We start from the raw sequence: 20,365 nt of genomic DNA, 5'->3' as shown, positions 1-20,365 counted from the left end.
GGTGCTGATGCTGAGCCCTCCGGCCAGCGCCCCCGCCTTGCACCCATAGGCATTGATCGATATTGTGCGCGCAGGCGCCGCCCCGCCTCAGACCACCACCGTCGATCCGAAGCGGGTTCCGCATGCGCACACTGAGACTTGTCACGACCCTGGCCGTCGCCGGCCTGCTGGCCGGTGGGGTGGCCCTGGTCGCCGCCACACCGGCCAGCGCGGCGACCGCCGTGTTCTCCGTGACGAACAACTGGGGCAACGGCTACCAGGGGCAGGTCACCGTCACCAACGACACCTCCGCGCCGATCACCAGTTGGCGGGTCGAGTTCGACCTGCCGTCCTCCTCGACCGTCAGCCAGTCGTGGAACGCGCAGCAGACGACCTCGGGCAGCCACTACACCTTCGCCAACGTGTCCTGGAACGGCACCCTCGCCGCCGGTGCCTCCACCTCGTTCGGCTTCCTCGTCAACGGCACCGGCACCCCAATCAACTGCACAGTGAACGGCGCGTCCTGCGCCGGCGGTCCGCCCCCGACCACGCCGCCGCCGACCACCCCGCCGCCGACCACCGGCACGCCGGTCGAGCGGCACGGACAACTGCGGGTCTGCGGCACCACGATGTGCGACAGGTCCGGCGCGCGGGTGCAGCTGCGGGGAATCAGCAGCATGTGGCTCAACTGGGAAACCGCCCCGTACGCCGAGAACCTCTCCGCGCTGCGCTGGATGCGGGACAACTGGAACCTCCAGGTGATCCGCGCGGCGATGGGCGTGGAGCCGGCGGGGGCGTACCTCAGTGACCCGAACAAGGCGCGCGCGCAGGTGGAGACCATCATCAACAACGCGGTCACCGCCGGGGTCTACGTGATCGTCGACTGGCACGCGCACGAGGCGCAGAACAACCAGTCCCAGGCGGTGGCGTTCTTCGGTGACCTGGCCCGCCGGTACGGCCACCTGCCGAACGTCATCTGGGAGCCCTACAACGAGCCGCTCCAGGTCAGCTGGACCAACGTCATCAAGCCGTACCACCAGGCGGTGGTGTCCGCGATCCGCGCCGCCGACCCGGACAACATCGTCGTGCTCGGCACCCCGACCTGGTCACAGGACGTGGACGTCGCGGCGGCCAGCCCGGTCACCGGCACCAACCTGATGTACACCCTGCACTTCTACTCCTGCACGCACGGGGCGTCGCTGCGCGCCAAGGGCGACGCGGCGATCCGCGCGGGTCTGGCGCTGTTCGTCACGGAGTGGGGTGCCAGCAACGCCGATGGCGGCCTCGACGGCCGGGCCTGCCTGCCGGAGGCGCAGTCCTGGATCGACTGGATGAAGGCGAACGGCATCTCCTGGACGGCCTGGAAGCTCGACGTCGGCACCGACACCACCAACCTGCTCAGCCCTGGCGCGCCGGTGACCGGCGGGTGGACCAACTACCTGCACGGCCATGCGCCGTTCGTGGTGGCGAACATGAGGTGATCCCGGCCGCTCCTTGACCGAGATTGATCGAATCAGAACTGCTGGTGTCGGGGTGTCCAGGCCGGCAGGACACCCCGACATCACCGACCGCCACCGCCGACCGGGTCGCCACGACCATCGAGTACGGGGCTGCGCAGCGCTGAGCAGCGCGGACAGAACGGGCCCGTCACCTTAACGCGCCGGAAACACCCCCGGTACCAACCCTGGGAACGCTCGTCGGACAGCCAGACCACCGACACGCGAACCGGGGTGACCATGGCCGACAACACCACGAACGCGCCGACGTACGACGGGCCGGTGGGCCGGTCCGGCAACGGTCGGATGCTGCCCACTCCGCGTACGAACCCGGTCCTGTCGCTGGACGACGGCGACCCGGCGGACCTGGCCACGATCGGGGTGGAGGAGGAGTTCCATGTCGTCGACCTGCACACCCGGGAGTTGGTGCCCCGCGCCGGGGAGTTGCTCGACCGGTTGCCGGCGGCGTCGTTCACCGCCGAGTTGCACCGCAGCGTGGTGGAGACCAACACCGCGGTCTGTCGCACCCTGGACGAGATCCGCGCCGAGCTGACCCGGCTGCGTCAGGCGGCCGTCCAGGTCGCCGACCGGGCCGGTCTGGGCATCGTGGCGGCCGGTACGGTGCCGCTGCGCGCCGACGGCGACCCGAGTGTCACCCCCACCTCCCGCTACCGGCGGATGCTCGACGAGTACCAGCTGCTCGCCCGGGAGCAGTTGATCTGCGGCGCGCAGGTGCACGTCGGCGTCTCCGACCGGGACCTGGCGGTGGCGGTCACCCGCCGGGTCCAGCCGTGGCTGCCGGTGTTGCTCGCCCTGTCCACCAGCTCGCCGTACTGGATGGGTCAGGACAGCGGTTACGCCAGCGTCCGGTCCCTGGTCTGGCAACGCTGGCCCACCGCCGGTGACCCGGGCGAGGTGACCAGCGCCGCGGACCACGAGGCGCTGGTCGCCGAGCTGATCTCCTCCGAGACCATCACCGACCCCGCCATGATCTATTTCGACGTCCGGCCGTCGGCGCACGTGCCCACAGTGGAGCTGCGGATCACCGACGCCAACGCCGACGTGGAGACCATCGTCCTGCTCACCGGCCTGTTCCGGGCGCTCGTCCGACGGGAGGTCGCCGCCTTGCGCGCCGGGGTGGAGCGCACTGCCGTACGACCACCGGTCCTGCGCGCCGCCGTGTGGCGGGCGGCCCGCTCCGGGCTGGAGGGTGACCTGCTCGACCTGCCCCGGTCGGCCCGACCGGTGCCGGCCGCCCAGGCGGTCCGCCGCCTGGTGACCGACCTGCGCCCGCAGTTGGAGGCGACCGGGGACTGGGAGCAGGTCAGCGAGCTGACCCGGTACACGCTGGAACGTGGCAGCTCCGCCGCCCGGCAGCGGCGGGCGTACGAGCGACGGGGCCGGTTGGCCGACGTGGTCGACCTGCTGCTCGACGAGACCCGGGGCCGGGTCCGCGGTCCGCTGCCGGGTGCGCCGACACTGCCGGCGCTGCCCACGTACGCCGATGCCGGTGACGAGGTCTTCGGACCGGCCGGACCGCAACCGGCGTACGCCCCGATGCTCGCGGCCCTGCGCCAACTCGGCGCCGGGGTCTTGCGTCAACGCGAACACGACCGGGACGAGGAGCAGCGGGCCCGGGGCGTGACGTTCAGCGTTGCCGGCGAGGCGAGCACCCGGCTCTTCCCGGTCGACCTGGTGCCCCGGGTGGTGCCCGCCGCCGACTGGCGGACCCTGCGTACCGGCCTGGTGCAGCGCGCCCGCGCCCTCGACGCGTTCCTGCGCGACGTCTACGCGGACCGGGCCGTGGTGGCCGACGGCGTGGTGCCGGCGTGGGTGGTGGAGTCCTCACCCGGACTGCGCCCGACCGGGGCGCTGATGGGCCGGCGGGGCACCCGCGCCCAGGTGTCCGGCACGGACCTCGTCCGGGACCCGGACGGCGGCTGGTACGTGCTGGAGGACAACCTGCGGGTGCCCTCCGGGATCGGCTACGCGGTGCAGAACCGGCGGCTGACCCGGGCGGTGCTGCCGGAGCTGCCGGTGCCGGAGGATCTGCTGCCCGCCGACGAGACGCCGGCGATGCTGTACCGGGCGCTGGTCGCCGCCGCGCCCGCCGCGGCCGACGACCCCGCCGTGGTGGTGCTCAGCAGCGGCCCCGGTGATCCGGCGTGGTTCGAGCATCGGCTGCTCGCCGACGAGATGGGTGTGCCGCTGACCGAGACCAGCGACCTGCTGGTGGAGGAGGGCCGGGTCCGGCTGGTCCGCGAGGGCAGCCGCCGCGAGGTCGACGTGATCTACCTGCGGATGGACGAGGAGGCGCTGCTGCACGCGCCCGGCGCGGACGGGGTGCCGCTGGGCTGGCCGCTGCTCGCCGCCGTGCACGCCGGGCGGCTCGCGCTGGCCAACGCGCTGGGCAACGGCGTCGGTGACGACAAGGCGCTGTACGCGTACGTGCCCCGGCTGATCGAGTACTACCTGGGCGAGAAGCCGCTGCTCGGGGACGTGCCGACGTACCTGTGTGGGCTGCCCGAGCAGCGGGCCGAGGTGCTGGGCCGGCTCGACGAGCTGGTGCTCAAGCCGGTCGACGGGTACGGCGGTGACCGGGTGGTGATCGGCCCTCGCGCCGAGGCGGAGGAGCTGGACGCCGTCCGGGAGCAGATCCTCGCCGCCCCGCACCGGTGGATCGCCCAGGAGATGATCGCGCTGACCACGCACCCGGTCTTCGACGGCACGGCGCTGGCTCCCCGCCACGTCGACCTGCGGGCGTTCGTGTTCCTCGGTGACACCGCCGAGGTCGCGCCGGTGGCGCTGACCCGGGTGGCGCCGGCCGGCAGCATGATCGTCAACTCGTCGCGCGGCGGCGGGTCCAAGGACACCTGGCTGCTCGGTGGAGCCGACGAACCGTCGGCGTAACCGACGCTTGACCCACCCGTCATCGGGACGCAACCCGGTCCGCCAAGCCTGGACCGGTCAGCGGCCCCCAGCGGATCCAGCCGATGAGAGGTGAGTGCCATGTGCGGTATCGGAGGCGAGTTCCGCCTCGACGGGGCGCCACCGGACCTGGCCGCCGTCGAGCGGATGCTCCCCGCCCTGGCCTCGCGGGGCCCGGACGGCGAGGGCCGGTGGCAGCAGGGGCCGGCGGCCCTGGTGCACCGCCGGCTGCGCATCATCGACCTGTCCGACGCGGGCGCCCAGCCGATGGTCGACCCCGAGCTGGGCCTGGCCATGGTCTTCAACGGCTGCATCTACAACTACCGGGAGCTGCGCGACGAGCTGACCGCCGCCGGTTACTCCTTCCGGTCCACCTCGGACACCGAGGTGATCCTCAAGGCGTACCACCGGTGGGGAACGGCCTGCGTCGAGCGGTTCTACGGGATGTTCGCGTTCGCCCTGGTCGAGCTGGCGACGCACACCCTGGTGCTGGCCCGGGACCGGCTCGGCATCAAACCGCTCTACCTGGCTGAGGGGCCGGGTCGGGTGCGTTTCGCCTCGACCCTGCCGGCGTTGCTCGCCGCCGGTGACGTGGACACCGACCTCGACCCGGTGGCGCTGCACCACTACATGAGCTTCCACTCGGTGGTGCCGCCGCCGCGCACGATCCTCGCCGGGGTCCGCAAGCTGCCGCCGGCCACCGTGCGGGTGATCACCGCGGACGGCCGGAGCACCGACACCACCTACTGGCGGCCGGAGTTCAACCGCGCCGCCGCCCCCGCCATGTCCGCCGACGAGTGGCAGGAACGGCTCATGGCGGCGTTGCGCACCGCCGTACGACGGCGGATGGTCGCCGACGTACCGGTCGGCGTACTGCTCTCCGGCGGTCTCGACTCCAGCCTGATCGTCGCCCTCCTGGCCGAGCAGGGCCAAACCGGCCTGGCCACCTTCAGCATCGGCTTCGAGGCGGCGGCGGGGGAGAGCGGCGACGAGTTCCACTACTCCGACCTGATCGCCCGCCACTTCGACACCGACCACCAGCAGATCCGCATCGGCGCGAAGCGGTTCGTCCCCGCCGTGCACCAGGCCATCGCGGCGATGAGCGAGCCGATGGTCAGCCACGACTGCGTCGCGTTCCACCTGCTCTCCGAGGAGGTCTCGCAGCGGATCACCGTGGTGCAGTCCGGGCAGGGCGCCGACGAGATCCTCGCCGGCTACGACTGGTACCCGCCAATGGCCAACGTGGCCCGCGCGGACGCCGTCGAGGCGTACGCCCGGGTGTTCTTCGATCGTCGCCACGACGCGCTCGGCGGGCACCTGGCGCCCGAGTGGATGCTCGACCACGACGCCAGCCTGGAGTTCGTCGCCGCGCACTTCGGCGCGCCCGGCGCGGACACCGCGCTGGACGCGGCGCTGCGCCTGGACAGCCTGGTGATGCTGGTCGACGACCCGGTCAAGCGGGTCGACAACATGACGATGGCCTGGGGGCTGGAGGCCCGCGTGCCGTTCCTCGACCACGAGGTGGTCGAGCTGGCCGCCGCCTGCCCCCCGGCCCTGAAGCTGGCGCAGGGCGGCAAGGGGGTGCTGAAGGCGGCGAGCCGGGGCATCGTCCCGGACGAGGTGATCGACCGGCCGAAGGGCTACTTCCCGGTGCCCGCCATCCGGCACCTCTCCGGCCCACTGCTCGACGACGTGCGGGACGCGCTGACCGCCCGACCGGCGCGCGAGCGGGGCCTGTTCCGCAAGGACTACCTGGAGGAGTTGCTGGACGCGCCGAACGCCCGGCGGACCACGCTGGGCTCCAACGCGCTCTGGCAGCTCGGGCTGCTGGAGCTCTGGTTGCAGCGGATCGGGGTTTAGATGAGCGTACGGATTGAACCGCCGCGCACCACCCGGCGGCCCCGATTCGCGAGCCAGCGGCCGGTGTCACCGCCGGTGCCGATCAGCGAGGACTTCGCCCCCGCGCCGTCCCCCGACGGCCGCCGGGTGGCGTTCCTCTCCGACCGGGCCGGCACGCCCGGCGTCTGGGTCTGTGAGGTCGACGCGGGTGCGCCCGTCGCGCTGCCCGTCGGCGACGAACCGGTTCTCGCACTGAGCTGGTCCCCGGACGGCCAGTGGCTGGCCTGTGTCGTCGCCCCCGGTGGCGCGCCCCGCACCGAGCTGTGGGTGCTGCGCCCGGACGGCACGCGACGCCACCAGGTCGCCGGGTTCGGCCGCCGCAGCGCCGCGCTGGCCGGCTGGCTGCCGCACGGCGCGGTGCTGGCGGTCACCGAGACCGACGAGCACGGGCAGGCCCTGCTGGTCGACGCGGCCACCGGGCACCGGCGGGTGCTCGCCCAGGGCGACCTGCTCACCCTCCTGGACGTGACCCCGGACGCGGGCACCGCGCTGCTGCGCCGCGGCCCCCGTAACGCCCGCTGGCTGGAGGTGCTCGACGTGGCCACCGGCGTTCGACGGCGGTTGTTTCCGGACACCGGGCGGGGCAGCACCGACCAGGGTTGGTTCGGCCCGGACGGAACGAGCGTGCTGGCCCGCACCGACGCGTACTCCGAACTCTCCGCGCTGGTACGGGTCGACCTGACCCGGCCGGAGCAGCCGCCGACCCGGCTGGCCGGACGATCGGACGCCGAGCTGGAACACGTTGCGGCCAGCGCGGACGGGCAGCGCGGCGCGTTGCTGTGGAACACCTACGGCGGGCGCAGCGAGCTGAGCCTGCTCGACTTCGCCAGCAGTGTGCAGCGGGCCGTCACCGCCCCCGGCGAGGTGCTCGGCGACGCCGTCTTCGCCGCCGACGGTGGCCTGCTCTGCCTCACCGCGCAGGGGCCGGTGCAACCACGGGAGGTCTGGCTGGTCGACCCGTCGACCGGGGCGCCGCGCCCGCTGCGGCCGGACACGGGCGTCCCGCGTACGGACGATGCCGGTGTCGCGCCGCAACTGGTCGACCTGCGGGCTCGCGACGGGCTGCCGCTCTCCGGCTGGCTCTACCGCCCGGCCGGCCCGGGTCCCTGGCCGACGGCGATCAGCCTGCACGGTGGCCCGGAGGCGCAGGAGCGCCCCGGCTACAACCCGCTGTTCCAGGCACTGGTGGCGCAGGGCATCGCGGTCTTCGCGCCCAACGTCCGTGGGTCGTCCGGGTTCGGCCGTTCGTTCGTCGCCGCCGACAACCTCGCCGGCCGCTACGGTGCGATCGCCGACGTCGCGGCCTGCGCCGACTTCCTCGTCGACGCCGGCGTCGCCCGGCCCGGCCAGCTCGGCGTCCTGGGCCGCTCCTACGGCGGTTACCTGGTCCTCGCGGTGCTGGTGAACTTCCCCGGTCTGTTCGCGGCCGGTGTCGCCGAGTGCGGCATCTCCGACTTCCGGACCTTCTTCGCCGGCACCGAGCCGTGGATCGCCGCCGCCGCCGTCAGCAAGTACGGCGACCCGCACCGGGATGCCGAGCTGCTGCGTGACCTCTCCCCGCTGACCCACATCGACCGGCTGGACGTGCCGGTGCTGCTGATCCACGGCGCCAACGACACCAACGTGCCGGCGGGCGAGTCGGCGCAGGTCGCCCAGGCCCTCGCCGACCGCGGTGTGCCGCACGGGCATCTGGTGCTCGCCGGGGAGGGGCACGACTTCCTGTCGCGGACCAACGCCGAGGCGGCCCGTACGGCCACCACCGGCTGGCTGACCCGGCACCTCGCCGCGACCGCGACCCTCGTCGGCTGAGGCGTTATCCTGCGCCGGTGGAGGTCGCGGCGCAGGGCGAGCGGTTGGCCGCGGACCTGGGTCGCTGGCTGGCCGAGGTGACCTTCGTCGACCTGGACACCGACGAGGTCACCGCGCGGGTGATCGACTCGGTGGTGCGGTGGGCCGAGGCCCAGGGCTGGCGGGTCTACCGGCGCGCGCCCAGCGTGCTGCCGTTGCCACCACCGATGGAGCAGCGGCACTCGGTGCTCGACGTGGCGTGTGCCCGTCCGGACGGTCCGCCCGTCGTGGTGGAGGTCGACCACACCGACCGGGCCCGTACGGTCCAGAAGCTGCGCGCGGAGGCGGACGCCGGCCGGATCCCGATCTGGGTGCGGTGGGGCGTCGGGCGTTTCACCGCGCCGCCACCGCCGGTGCGGATGGTGACCGTCGAGGTGACCCGGCGGGCCGGTCCGGCCGGGCGCGGGCGGCTGCACAGCCGCGGCGGTGACCGCCCCGCCCCGGCCCACTCGACCGGCGGCGGCACGGTGACCCCGCAGGCGCTGCCGATCCCGTTGACCGACCCGGCGCAAGGCCCGGTCGACGACGCGGGTAAGAGCACCTGAAGCGAATCGTAAGCGGAGGCCGGCAGAGTTCTGGGTGTCACCGGAGAGCACGACAAACACCCAGGAGATCCCGATGCGCAAGCTCGTCAACTCGACCTACATCACCCTCGACGGCGTCATCGAGAACCCGATGTGGACCATGCCGTACTTCGACGAGGAGGCGGCCAGCCTCGCCGGGGCGCAGACCGAGGAGGCCGACGCGATGCTGATGGGCCGGGCCACCTACGACGGCATGTCCGCCGCCTGGCCGACCAGGGACGAGAGCGACCCGACCACGGGCGCCGCGTACTTCAACAACGTCAAGAAGTACGTCGCCTCGACCACCCTGACCAACCCCACCTGGAACAACACGGAGGTGCTCCAGGGCGATCTGGTCGAGGCGGTCACCGCGCTCAAGGCCCAGCCGGGCAAGAACATCATCCAGTACGGCTTCGGCTCGGTCACCGCCCAGCTGATCCGCGCCGGGCTGGTGGACGAGGTCCGGTTCTGGATCCACCCGGTGCTGGAGGGCGGCCCCAGCCTCACCGCGCCGCTGACCGACGTCAAGGCGTCGTTCGACCTGGTCGACACCCGGGTGCACAAGAGCGGCGTGATCGTCGCCTCGTACGCGCCGAAGGTGACCTCCTGAGCACCGGTCAGAGCTGGGCCCGGGCCTCGCCCGGGCTCAGCTTCGCGCCCTCGGCGAGCAGCGCGTCGAAGCGTTCCGGCCCGAGTTCGGCGCGCAGTCGCGCTGTCGTCCGGTCGGTGTCGTCGCGTTCGGCCGGCGCGGCAGGGGACTGCGTGGCGAGCCGGGCGGCGGCCGCGGCGCCCAGCAACCGGGCGGCGACCTCGGGCGAGCGCACCGCCGCCGCCATCCCCTCCAGCGGGTTGATCGCGTCCCGCATCGTCGCCATCGCCTCGGCGACCTCGAACGCCTCGATGTGCAGGGCCAACGCGGCGTCCGGGTCGCCGCCCTGCTCGACCGCGTAGCCCAGCTCCACCAGCACCATCGGCAGGTAGAGCGCGGACTGGCTCTCTCCCCGGCCCAGGTCGGCGAGGTGGCTGAGGTGGGTGACAGCCAGATCGAGCTTGCCGTCGCGGCGGGCGGCCAGCCCGAGGCTCATCTCCGCGAAGATCAGCGCGCCGGGCGAGCCCTGCTCCACCGCCAGGTCATAGGCGCGTTCGGCCAGTTCCCGACCCTGGGCGTAGTCGCGGGTCTGCACGGCGAGCCAGGCCAGCCAGGACAGCTCGGCGCAGACCTGCGGCCACAGCGCCAACTCCTCGGCCCAGCGCAGCCCTTCCCGGTGCAGCGTGGCGGCGCGCTCGTGCTCGCCGCGCATGTCGGCCAGACCACCCACCCACTCGGTCGCCCGGAGTCGACCCCACCGGTCGCCGAGGTCGGCGAAGAGCGCGGCGCTGCGGGTCGCGGTGCGCTCCAGGGTGGCCTGGTCACCGTTGGCATGGGCGATGTGGGCCAGGGAGGTGAGCACCGCGGCCTCGGTCCACGGGTCGGTGGCGGCGGTGGGCAGCAGCTCCGACACCAGGGCCAGGTCGCCGTGTTCGATCACGGCGTTGGCCGCGAACCAGGCGGCGTGGCTGTCCGGCTCGGCGGCCACCGCGGCGCGCACGTCGTCCGGTGCGATCACCTCACCCTGCGACAGGGCGAAGCCGACCCGCCAGGGGGCCGCGCGGGCCTCCTGCTCCGGGTCGCCCGGCACGGCCAGCGCCCGCCGTGCCTCGGTGAGCCGGCCGCGCAGGAACCAGTACCAGCTCAGTGCGACCGCCAGGCGCAGCCCACCACCGTGCGTCAGCGCCGACCGCAGGTTTGCGAGCTCGGTGTCGAGCAGCGCCAGCCACCGCCGCTGGTCGGCCCCGCGCAGCCCGGGGTCGGCCCGTTCGGCCAGCTCGGTGTAGTAGGTGGCGTGCCGCCCGCGTACCTCGTCGGCGTCGGTGAGGCGTTCCAGGCAGAACGCGGCCACCGATTCGAGCAGCCGGTAGCGGGGGGCCGCGCCGGAGTCGTCGAGTACCACCAACGACCGGTCCACCAGCCGGGCGAGGGCGTCCAGGTCGGTTCGGCAGACCTGTTCGGCGGCCTCCGGGGTGCCGCCGTCCGGGAACACCGCCAGTTGGGCGAGCACCACCCGGTCGGGTTCGTCCAGGAGGTCCCAGCTCCAGCCGATCACCGCGGTGAGCGTCCGCTGCCGCTGTGGCACGTCCCGCTGCGCGGTGGTGAGCAGCCGGAACCGGTCGTCGAGCCGGTCCACCACCCCGCGTACGCCCAGCGCGCGGACCCGGGTCGCGGCCAGTTCCAACGCCAGCGGCAGACCGTCGAGGCGGCGGCAGAGCTGGGCCACCGCCGTCGCCGTCTGCCCGTCGAGCCGGAACCCGCGCTGCTGCGCGGCGGCGCGGGCGACGAACAACCGGGCCGCCGCCGAGCGCCGGACCGCGTCCAGGTCACCGTCGTCGGGCACCGGCAGTGGGGGTACCTCCCAGAGCAGCTCACCGGTCAGTCCGAGTGGCTCTCTGCTGGTGGCCAGCACGCTCACCCCGGACACGTCGCGCAACAGCCGGGCGATCAGCTCGGCGACCGGTTCGATGACGTGTTCGCAGTTGTCCAGCACGAGCAGCAGCTGCCGGTGCCGCAGGGCCGTGACCACCCGGTCGGCGGGGGACTGGGTCGTTCCGGCGGCCTCGTGGGCGCCCAGAGCGCCGAGCACCTGTTCGGCGACGCGGGCGTCACCGGCGGGGAGGGGGGCCAGCTCGACCAGTCGGACACCGTCCGGGTAGGACGTCGCGCGGGCCGTCTCGGTGGCCAGCCGGGTCTTGCCGACGCCGCCCGGCCCGACCAGCGTGACCAGCCGCTGCCGGGGCAGCAACGCCCGCAGCTCGGCCAGCGCCTCGTCCCGTCCGATCAACTCGTCGAGCGGGGCCGGCAGGTTGTTCCGGATGATCGCCGCCTTCGGCGGGGCGTTCAGGCCGGCGTCCTGTTCGAGGATCCTGCGGTGCAGGGCGACCAGCTCCGGGCCGGGGTCGAGGCCCAGCTCCTCGGCGAGCCGGGCCCGCAGCTCGGCGTAGCTCTCCAACGCCTCGGACTGGCGGCCGGCCGCGTACAACGCGCGTAGCTGCACCGCCCGCAGGCCTTCGCGCAGCGGATGTCTGGCGACCAACTCGGCCAGGTCAGCGGCCACCAGGTCATGCTCACCCCGGGCCAGCCGGGCCTGTGCCAACCGCTCCTGAACGACGAGGCGCTGCTCGGCGAGGCGGGCCGCCTCGGCCCGCACGAACTCGGCGTCGGCCACGTCGGCGTACGCCTCGCCGCGCCACAACGCGAGGGCCTCGGTCAGCCGTTCGACGTCGGCGCAGCGGGCCAGCTCGCCGAAATGGTCGACGTCGACCGCGTCGACCCGCAGCAGGTAGCCGGGTGGCCGGGACTCGACCAGCTCGCGGGCGCCGGGCTCGGCATCGTTGAGGGCCTTGCGCAGCTGCGACACCCGCACCTGGAGGGCCCCGGCCGGATTGGCGGGGGCGTCGTCACCCCACAGGTCGTCGATGAGGCGGTCCGCCGAGACCACCTGGTTGCGGTTGGCCAACAGGTCGGCCAGCAACGCCCGTACCTTGGTGCCGGGCACCACCACCGGCTCGCCGGCGTCCGTGGTCACGGCGAGCGGCCCGAGCACCCCGAACTGCACGGCGGTCATCCTAACCGCGCGCAGGCGAACCCAAGCCGACCACGAGCGCGTCCGTTGCGCACCGGCACCGCGAGCGTCCCACCCACCGACATTCGCGGTGCGGCGCTCGTGGCGTGCGGCCGGATTAACGGGTAGAAACATGTCGACCCCTTCACCGCGACCGCACTGGCGGCGGCAGGGGTCAGAGAGCGCTCTCACCGCCCCCAGCTGCGCCGGAAGCATGTTCGGCCAGCGGAGAGGACGAACCACATGACAAGCCCGTCCCGACGGACCCTCACCCTTGCTCTGCTGGTGACCGCCGCCGTCACCATGACCAGCACGGCGGCCAGCGCCGGCCGCCCGACGCACGGCGCACCCGACTTCGGCCCGAACGTGACCATCTTCGACCCGTCCATGCCGGTCGCCGAGATCCAGCAGACCCTCGACGCGGCGCACGCCCGGCAGGTCGACAACGAGATGGGCACCGAGCGGCACGCCTACCTGTTCAAGCCCGGCACGTACGGCACGGCCGCGCAGCCGTTGCAGGCCAAGGTCGGCTATTACACCGAGGTGTCCGGCCTGGGCGCCTCGCCCACCGACGTCACAGTCAACGGCAAGCTGGAGGTCTACAACCGCTGCCTGGCCGACGGCGGCACCGGGAACTGCCTCGCGCTGGTCAACTTCTGGCGCACCCTGTCCAACCTCTCGCTCACCATCAACGCGGCCGGCCAGGACGACTGCCGGTCGACGGCGAACTTCTGGGCGGTCTCCCAGGCGGTGTCGATGCGCCGGCTGAACATCGGCGGCGGCGGTCTGTCACTGATGGACTACTGCACCGCCGGCCCGCAGTACGCCAGCGGCGGGTTCATCGCCGACTCACGGCTGCCGGCCACGACGAACGGTTCGCAGCAACAGTGGCTGACCCGTAACAGCGAGGTCGGCGGCTGGTCCAACGCGGTGTGGAACCAGGTGTTCGCGGGGGTCGAGGGCGCACCGGACGACGCCACGTTCCCCGACCCGCCGTACACCACCCTGGAGACCACCCCGCTCAGCCGGGAGAAGCCCTACCTCTTCGTCGACGGCAAGGGTCGCTACCAGGTGCGGGTGCCCGCCGCGCAGCGCGACAGCCGGGGCGTCTCCTGGGCTGACGGCATCACGCCGGGGCGCACCATCGGGATCGGCGACTTCTTCATCGCCAAGCCGTCGGACTCGGTGCGCGTCATCAACAGCCAGTTGGCGCGCGGCAAGCACCTGCTGCTCACGCCCGGAACGTACGACATCGCGCGCAGCATCGAGGTCCGGCGTCCGAACACCGTGGTGCTCGGGATCGGCCACGCCACGCTGACCGCCGTGAACGGCGCGATCCCGCTGGACGTGGCCGGTGTTCCCGGGGTGATCGTCGCCGGTGTCACGATCGACGCCGGCCTCGTCGAGTCGCCGGTCCTGCTGCGGGTCGGCCGTGAGCACGGCCGCAACGCGAGCAGTCCGCACAACCCGACCACGCTCTCCGACGTGTACTTCCGGGTCGGCGGCCCGCACATCGGGCGGACGAACACCGCGCTGGAGGTGAACAGCGACAACGTGCTCATCGACCACACCTGGGTGTGGCGCGGTGATCACGGCGTCGAGGGCTTCACCGAGGGCGTCAACGGTGACACCGACCGCTGGCGTACCAACACCGGTCGCTACGGGGCCGTCATCAACGGGGACCACGTGACCGCGACCGGCCTCTTCGTCGAGCACTTCCAGCGTTACAACACGGTCTGGAACGGCGAGCACGGCACCACGATCCTCTACCAGAACGAGCTGCCGTACGACCCGCCGACGCAGGCCGACTGGATGAACGGCGCGGTCGAGGGCTGGGCCGGATACAAGGTCGGTGACCGGGTGCGTCACCACACCCTGTACGGGGGTGGGGTGTACGTGTTCAACCAGAACAACCCGTCGATCCACACCGAGAACGGCTTCGAGGTCCCGAACCGGCCCGGGGTGCGGCTGCACCACATCATGACCGTCAACCTCAGCGCCGGCACTATCGACCACGTGGTCAACGGCATCGGGGACGCGGCCGACATGACCAAGGTCGGCGCTCCGGTGTACCTGACCCAGTACCCGGCCCCGTAGCGGAGTTCGGGCGTACCGACGGGGCCGGAGCCGGCGACGGCTCCGGCCCCGTCGTCCGTGTGGGTCGGCACGGCAGAGCGAGAATTCGGGTCGACGGTCTTGAATTCCTATCGAGTCGGTAGGAAAATACGGGAATGCCGGTTGGTCCGCTCCTCACCTCGCGTCGGGTCGTCGACCTGATGCGAACCGCCAGCGAGCTCTGTCCGGGCGCACCGGGCACCGACTGAGCACCGCAGCACCGCACTCCTCTTCCGGCCGCGCCGCCGGCTCGTGACCCGGCGCGGCTCCGCACGTTCGTCACCGCGCTTGGTGAACCGATCCGGCACGGCCGGATCGGTTCACCACCATGGAGGTACGCCATGACATCCGACCAGCCACCGCCCACCCCGCCGACGGACGGTGCGTCCCGGCTCGCATTCAACGAGGACTGGGTGGCGACCATCCTCGGCCTGGCCCTGCTCGCCCTGGTCCTGCTGGGTGCCATCCCCGCCGGGCTGGTGCCCTGATGACCGCCGACGTGACCCGCACGGGCAACGAGCCCGGCCCGGCCGACGCCACCTCCACCGCCGATCCCGCCGAGCCGACCAGCGTGGCGCGTGACGGGGCGTTCTGGGCGTGGACGGCGCTCGGCCTGCTGATCGTGGTCGGTCTCGCCGCGCTCACCCGCTACCTGGAGCAGAACGTTCCGGCCTGGGCCGAGGGCACCGCCGTCGAGGACATCGGAGCGGCGGTCGAGTACCCGGTCTACGCGATCCTGCTCGGCCTGCTCGGCAATGTCGCCGTCACGCTGCTCGGGTGGCGGGACCGGATCTCCGCCGCGTTCCGGACCGAGTTCTTCATCAAGACCGGGCTGGTGCTGCTCGGGGCGTCGATCAACCTGGCCGTCATCGCCAGCGCCGCCGGCCCGGCGATCGCCCAGGCGATTCTGCTGATCAGCGGGGTGTTCCTGTTCACCTGGTGGTTGGCCGGCAGGTTCGGCCTCGACGACAAGCTGCGGGCGCTGCTCGCGTCGGCGGTGTCGATCTGCGGGGTCAGCGCGGCGATCGCCGCCGCCGGCGCGGTCCGGGCGCGCCGCGAGCAGTTGGCCTACACGGCGAGTCTGGTCATCGTCTTCGCGTTGCCGTCCATCTTCGTCCTGCCCTGGTTGGCCGACGTGTTCGGGCTCTCCGACGCGGTGGCCGGCGCCTGGATCGGTGGCAACATCGACACCACCGCAGCGGTCACCGCGGCGGGTGCGCTCGCCGGCGAGGAGGCGCTCCAGATCGCCAGCATCGTCAAGGTCACCCAGAATGCCCTGATGGGTGTGGTGGCGGTCGCGCTCACCGCGTACTTCACCCTGCGGGTGGAACGACGGCCCGGCGCGGCCCGACCGGGCCTCGGTGAGCTGTGGACGCGGTTTCCGAAGTTCGTCCTCGGCTTCATCGCGGCCTCGGTCATCGCCACCTGGTACCTCGACGCGGCTGGCGCGGACGGCAAGGCCACCATCGCCATCGTCAACGACCTGCGCGTGTGGTTCCTGATCCTGGCCTTCGTCAGCATCGGCCTGGAGGTCCGGGTCGCGTCGCTGCGGGAGGCGGGTTGGCGACCGGTGGCGGTGTTCGCCAGTGCCACGGTGTTCAACCTGGCGTTGGCGCTCGCTCTGGCGTCCCTGCTGTTCCGCAACTTCTCGGCCTGAGTAGCGCCGACCACCGCGCCGCCGATGATGCCGACCGGCAGCACGGCCCACGGCCAGAGTAGGAACGCCCCCGCACACAGCACGCCGATGGCGGCGGCCAGGCCGACCGGTCCGGGCAGCAGGGTGACCACGGTCAGCACCGCGCCCAGCCCGGCGCCGGCGAGCAGCACACCGGGCGCGACAGTCGGCACTCTCATCGTGGCGACCGTTCCACCGGCCGTGGCGCTCCGGCGGGCAGCAACTCGTCCTCGCCGAGGCGGCCGAGCACCGCGCGGGCGCGTTCGTCGTCGAGTCGCAGCAGGCGAGCGCCGGCGTGCCGGTCCAGCCAGCCACGCAGCGCACCGGCCGCGATCCGCCGGTTGATCCAGTTGACCAGCGGCACCGAGTCGCCCAGCGGCAGCGCGGTCGGTGCGATGGCGTGCCAGGCCGCGGAGCCGATCGGGCTCACCTCGCATCGCCAGCGCGGCCGGCGTCCCGGCGGGTCGACGAAGAGCAACCGTTGCCCGGACGTCAGTTGCCCCAGCACCGTCGGATGCCCGTCGACAGACCAGCGGGTTCGGCTGAACAGCACCACCCAGTCGCGGGTGTCACCGTCGGGCAGCGGGCCGACGTCGCCGCGCAGCGCGGCGAACAGGTCGCCCAGGCCCAGCGGTACGGATCGACCGAAGAGTCGCTTGACCAGGTGGTCGGCGAGCAGCACGGCCCGGAACACCGGCAACCGGTACCGGGGCTGGGTCATCCGCAGATACCCGACCAGGCTGCCCAGCAGGTGTCGAAAGCGGATGGTCGGCCCGAGCAGCCGACAGGACGCGCCACGGCTGTGCGTCACCACGGCGTCCGGAAGCATCCACAGCTCGTGCCCGGCCTGGTCGAGCTGCCGCGCGAGGATCGCGTCGTTCCAGTAGACGGGGAACGTCTCGTCGAAGATGGTCTGCTGCCCGAGCGCCGTGCGGCGTAGCAGCACGCAGCTGCCCGAGGCGAGTTGCCGGGGACGGCTGAAGTCCTCGCCCCGCATCTGGAACCGGTGCAGCGCCTGGCGGAACCCGGGCAGTCGGCGTAGCGCGGTCACCAGCGCGATGGTGGCGGCGAAGCTGGGCTGTTGAACGTAGTGCTGCTGGAAGGTGCCGTCCGGGTTGAGGTACAGCGGGCTGACCCCTGCGACGTCTGGCCGCTCCCGCAGATGGTCGACCATTCGGGACAGCGCGCCCGGGTGAAACCGGATGTCGCTGCTGAGCAGCAGGATCAGCTGCCCGTTCGCCCGTCGGTACGCCTGGTTCACGGCGGCGGCGAAACCGTTGTTGTGCTTGTTGCGGATCAGTCGGACCCGGGGTTGGTCGGCGAGCAGGTCGGCTGAGCCGTCGGACGATCCGTTGTCGACGGCCACCACCTCGTAGTCCAGATCGGGATCGGCGGTCGACGCCAGCGACTCCAGGCACTGTCGGGTCTGTTCGCGGGTGTTCCAGCTGACCAGCAGTACCGACAGCAGGGGAGCGCTCGTCACGCCACCGCCCGGTTGTCGCGGTGGTGGGCCCGGAGTCTCTCTCAACACGCCGTCCTCCCTCTCCGTCCGGTGCAGCCAGGGCATGCCGGCGGACACCCCCGGAGGAGAAATTACTAGCGGTATGGGGTGAATAGTGATGAATGGGTGATATCTACGCAAGTTATTCGGGCTGATCGTCCGTTTGGTGGCCTTTGGTGGGCTACGGTCGTGTGCGGCCGTCCGGTTGCCGCAGCGGGCCGACCGTTCCGTCGTTCCGAGGAGTCCGAAATGGACCTGCCCGCTACTGCCGTCGCTGTCGACCCGCCGAGGGACCTGATTCCCGGGCGCGTGCTGGTCACCGGGGGCGCCGGCTTCATCGGCAGCCACGTGGTCGCCCGGCTGATGCTGATGGGCAGCCAGGTCCGGGTGCTCGACAACTTCTCCACCGGCCGGATCGAAAACCTGACCGACGCCGCGTACGGCGGACTGACCGAGGCGGACGTCGTCTCGGGTGACATCCGTACGCCGGAGGGTGTCGAGATCATCCACCAGTGGCAGCCGGACGTGGTGGTGCACCTCGCCGCACAGTCGAGCGTCCCCGAGGCCCAGCGATCACCCCTCTACGACGCCGACGTGAACGTGTTCGGCACCGTCAACGTGCTGGACGCCTGCGCCCGCAGCGGCGTACGGCTGGTGATCAACGCGACCAGCAGCGCCATCTTCGGCAGTGTCGCCGCCCGTGACCTGCCGGTCCGGGAGGACTACCCGATCGCCCCGGTGAGCCCGTACGGCGTCAGCAACGCCGCCGGTGTGCACTACCTCGACTGGTACGGGCGTCAGCACGGCCTGTCGTACACCTCGATGGTGTTCGGAAATGTCTACGGGCCGCGGCCGGAAGGCAGCGACTGCGGCGTGGTGTCCCTGATGGTCGATGCGCTGCTCGGTGGCCGGCAGGTGGTGATCTACGACGACGGCACCCAGACCCGGGATTTCGTCCACGTCAGCGACGTCGCCGAGGCGATCGCCGTCGCCTGTCACCACAACGGTGTGGGTGTGGTCAACATCGCCTCGGGTCGGCAGACGAGCGTCAACGAGGTGTACGACACGGTCCGGGAGGCGTCCGGCGTCGACAGTGCGGCCCGCTACGAGCCGCTGCCCTGGCCGGGCGAGGTGCGCAACATGGCGCTGGACACCAGGAAGGCGCGAGAGTCGCTCGGGTGGCATCCGAAGATCGGCTTCACCGAGGGCGTACGGATAACGGTGCGCGACGCCCGCCGCCGTCAAGCCCCGAGCCAGATCCTGTCCCCGCTGTGGGCGCGGGAGCGGGCCGCCAGCCACTGACAACCCAGCGCGTAATTCCCGTCATCTGATCGGGATTTTCATCGATCAGTCTAACTCTTGCGGGCCGGCATCGACTGCTGCCACGATGGCCGTCAATGCCTTCCGTCCCGAAGGAGTGGTCCTCATGGCGGTCTCCCGCCGCAGGTTCGTCACATCGGTGCTGGCCGGGTCCGCGCTCGCCACCGCCTCCACCACCACCGAGCTGCTCACCACCCTGGCCAGCCCCGCGCACGCCGCCAGTCCCCCCGGGGACGTGGTCGGCAAGGTGACGGTCGGCTACCAGGGCTGGTTCAGCGCTCCCGGCGACGGGGCGCCGATCGGCGGATGGTGGCACTGGGGCCGCGACCGGTTCCAGCCGCCCTCACCCGCCAACACCACAATCGTGTCCTGGCCGGACGTGCGCGAGTACACGCGCACCTATCCCACCGCGTACCCCAACCTGGGCAACGGCCAGCCGGCCACCCTCTTCTCCTCGTACGACCAGCAGACGGTGGACACCCACTTCCGCTGGATGCAGGAGAACGGCTGCGACACCGCCGCGCTGCAACGGTTCAACCCGATGGGCGACGAGGGCCCGACCCGCGACGCGATGACGCAGAAGGTGCGCTCCGCGGCCGAACGGTACAACCGCAAGTTCTACATCATGTACGACGTCACCGACTGGCTGACCTTCCAATCGGAGATCAAGACCGACTGGACGACGAAGATGGCCGCGCACACCGCGTCGTCGGCGTACGCCCGGCAGAACGGCAAACCGGTCGTCTGCATCTGGGGCTTCGGCTTCAGCGAGCCCAGCCGACCCTTCACCCCCGGGCCCTGCCTGGAGGTCATCAACTGGTTCAAGGCTCAGGGCTGCTACGTCATCGGTGGTGTGCCCACCTGGTGGCGGCAGGGCATCGAGGATTCCCGCCCCGGCTTCCTCGACGTCTACCACGCGTTCCACGCGATCTCGCCGTGGATGGTCTACCGGGCCAGGACCGTGGAGGAACTCGACTCCTACTACAACAACGTCAACATCGGCGACATGGCCGACTGCGCGGCACGCGGCATCGACTACCTGCCCTGCGTGATGCCCGGCGACCTCGCCGGCGGGCACCGCAAACACGGCGACTTCTACTGGCGGCACATCTACAACATGGTCCGGCTCGGCTCCCAGGGCCTGTACGTGTCCATGTTCGACGAGTACAACGAGGGCAACCAGATCGCCAAGACGTCCGAGACCCAGGCCACCACCCCGGCCGGGGCGAACATCCGGGCCCTCGACGAGGACGGCGTCGCCTGCTCCGCCGACTACTACCTGCGGATCACCGCCGACGGCGGCCGGATGCTCAAGGGGCAACTCGCGCTCACCTCGGTCCGCCCCACCCCACCGATGGTCGGGGGCGGGGTGCCGACCATCGGTG

The 20,365-nt window shown here is 71.9% G+C and carries 13 protein-coding genes; 11 read left to right on the top strand and 2 right to left on the bottom strand.

Annotated features, from left to right (window positions below):
• Nucleotides 1-122 precede the first annotated feature (122 nt).
• The 6 genes from DLJ58_RS09330 (at nt 123) to DLJ58_RS09305 (ending at nt 9,323) form a co-directional block, all read left to right on the top strand.
• The gene (locus tag DLJ58_RS09330; RefSeq protein ID WP_124854842.1) at nt 123-1,460 is read left to right on the top strand and encodes a cellulase family glycosylhydrolase; all 1,338 of its coding nucleotides are present in this window, start codon (nt 123-125) and stop codon (nt 1,458-1,460) included.
• Between the two features lie 255 nt (nt 1,461-1,715).
• Nucleotides 1,716-4,385 carry a carboxylate--amine ligase/circularly permuted type 2 ATP-grasp protein gene (locus tag DLJ58_RS09325; RefSeq protein WP_208740961.1) on the top strand — a complete coding sequence of 890 codons (2,670 nt, stop codon included), beginning with the start codon at nt 1,716-1,718 and terminating at the stop codon, nt 4,383-4,385.
• 99 nt (nt 4,386-4,484) lie between these two features.
• Nucleotides 4,485-6,263, top strand: coding sequence for an N-acetylglutaminylglutamine amidotransferase (locus tag DLJ58_RS09320; RefSeq protein ID WP_124854840.1), 1,779 nt, complete (start codon nt 4,485-4,487; stop codon nt 6,261-6,263).
• Nucleotides 6,264-8,111, top strand: a complete 1,848-nt coding sequence (locus tag DLJ58_RS09315; protein WP_124854838.1) for a S9 family peptidase — start codon at nt 6,264-6,266, stop codon at nt 8,109-8,111.
• 17 nt (nt 8,112-8,128) lie between these two features.
• Complete coding sequence (locus DLJ58_RS09310) at nt 8,129-8,695, top strand: hypothetical protein (protein WP_244218856.1); 567 nt, start codon at nt 8,129-8,131, stop codon at nt 8,693-8,695.
• A gap of 73 nt (nt 8,696-8,768) precedes the next feature.
• Nucleotides 8,769-9,323: a dihydrofolate reductase family protein gene (locus tag DLJ58_RS09305; RefSeq protein ID WP_124854836.1), complete on the top strand. Its 555-nt coding sequence runs from the start codon at nt 8,769-8,771 to the stop codon at nt 9,321-9,323.
• Nucleotides 9,324-9,330: 7 nt separating this feature from the next.
• Here the strand turns inward: DLJ58_RS09305 and DLJ58_RS34855 are convergent, their stop codons facing one another.
• Nucleotides 9,331-12,372, bottom strand: coding sequence for an AfsR/SARP family transcriptional regulator (locus DLJ58_RS34855; RefSeq protein WP_279635852.1), 3,042 nt, complete (start codon nt 12,370-12,372; stop codon nt 9,331-9,333).
• A gap of 240 nt (nt 12,373-12,612) precedes the next feature.
• On the opposite strand from DLJ58_RS34855, the gene DLJ58_RS09295 reads away from it, so the two are divergent.
• The 3 genes from DLJ58_RS09295 (at nt 12,613) to DLJ58_RS09290 (ending at nt 16,141) form a co-directional block, all read left to right on the top strand.
• Nucleotides 12,613-14,466: an adenylyl cyclase gene (locus DLJ58_RS09295; RefSeq protein ID WP_124854832.1), complete on the top strand. Its 1,854-nt coding sequence runs from the start codon at nt 12,613-12,615 to the stop codon at nt 14,464-14,466.
• Nucleotides 14,467-14,825: 359 nt separating this feature from the next.
• Entirely contained in the window at nt 14,826-14,972 is a 147-nt protein-coding gene (locus tag DLJ58_RS34080) for a hypothetical protein (RefSeq protein ID WP_167493693.1), read from the top strand.
• Nucleotides 14,972-16,141, top strand: a complete 1,170-nt coding sequence (locus tag DLJ58_RS09290) for a YeiH family protein (RefSeq protein WP_124854830.1) — start codon at nt 14,972-14,974, stop codon at nt 16,139-16,141. The genes DLJ58_RS34080 and DLJ58_RS09290 overlap by 1 nt, the downstream gene beginning before the upstream one ends.
• Nucleotides 16,142-16,334: 193 nt before the next feature.
• Here DLJ58_RS09290 and DLJ58_RS09285 read toward each other — a convergent pair whose 3' ends face one another.
• The gene (locus DLJ58_RS09285) at nt 16,335-17,642 is read right to left on the bottom strand and encodes a glycosyltransferase family 2 protein (RefSeq protein ID WP_208740958.1); all 1,308 of its coding nucleotides are present in this window, start codon (nt 17,640-17,642) and stop codon (nt 16,335-16,337) included.
• Between the two features lie 267 nt (nt 17,643-17,909).
• Between DLJ58_RS09285 and DLJ58_RS09280 the strand changes: the two genes are divergently transcribed.
• Complete coding sequence (locus tag DLJ58_RS09280; RefSeq protein WP_124854826.1) at nt 17,910-18,962, top strand: GDP-mannose 4,6-dehydratase; 1,053 nt, start codon at nt 17,910-17,912, stop codon at nt 18,960-18,962.
• Nucleotides 18,963-19,086: 124 nt separating this feature from the next.
• On the top strand, nt 19,087-20,365 hold a 1,279-nt coding region (locus DLJ58_RS09275; RefSeq protein WP_244218855.1), incomplete at its 3' end, for a glycoside hydrolase family 99 protein.

The organism is Micromonospora arida, from assembly GCF_003857035.1.
Taxonomy (GTDB): domain Bacteria; phylum Actinomycetota; class Actinomycetes; order Mycobacteriales; family Micromonosporaceae; genus Micromonospora; species Micromonospora arida.
This window is presented reverse-complemented; position numbering and strand designations above follow the sequence as displayed.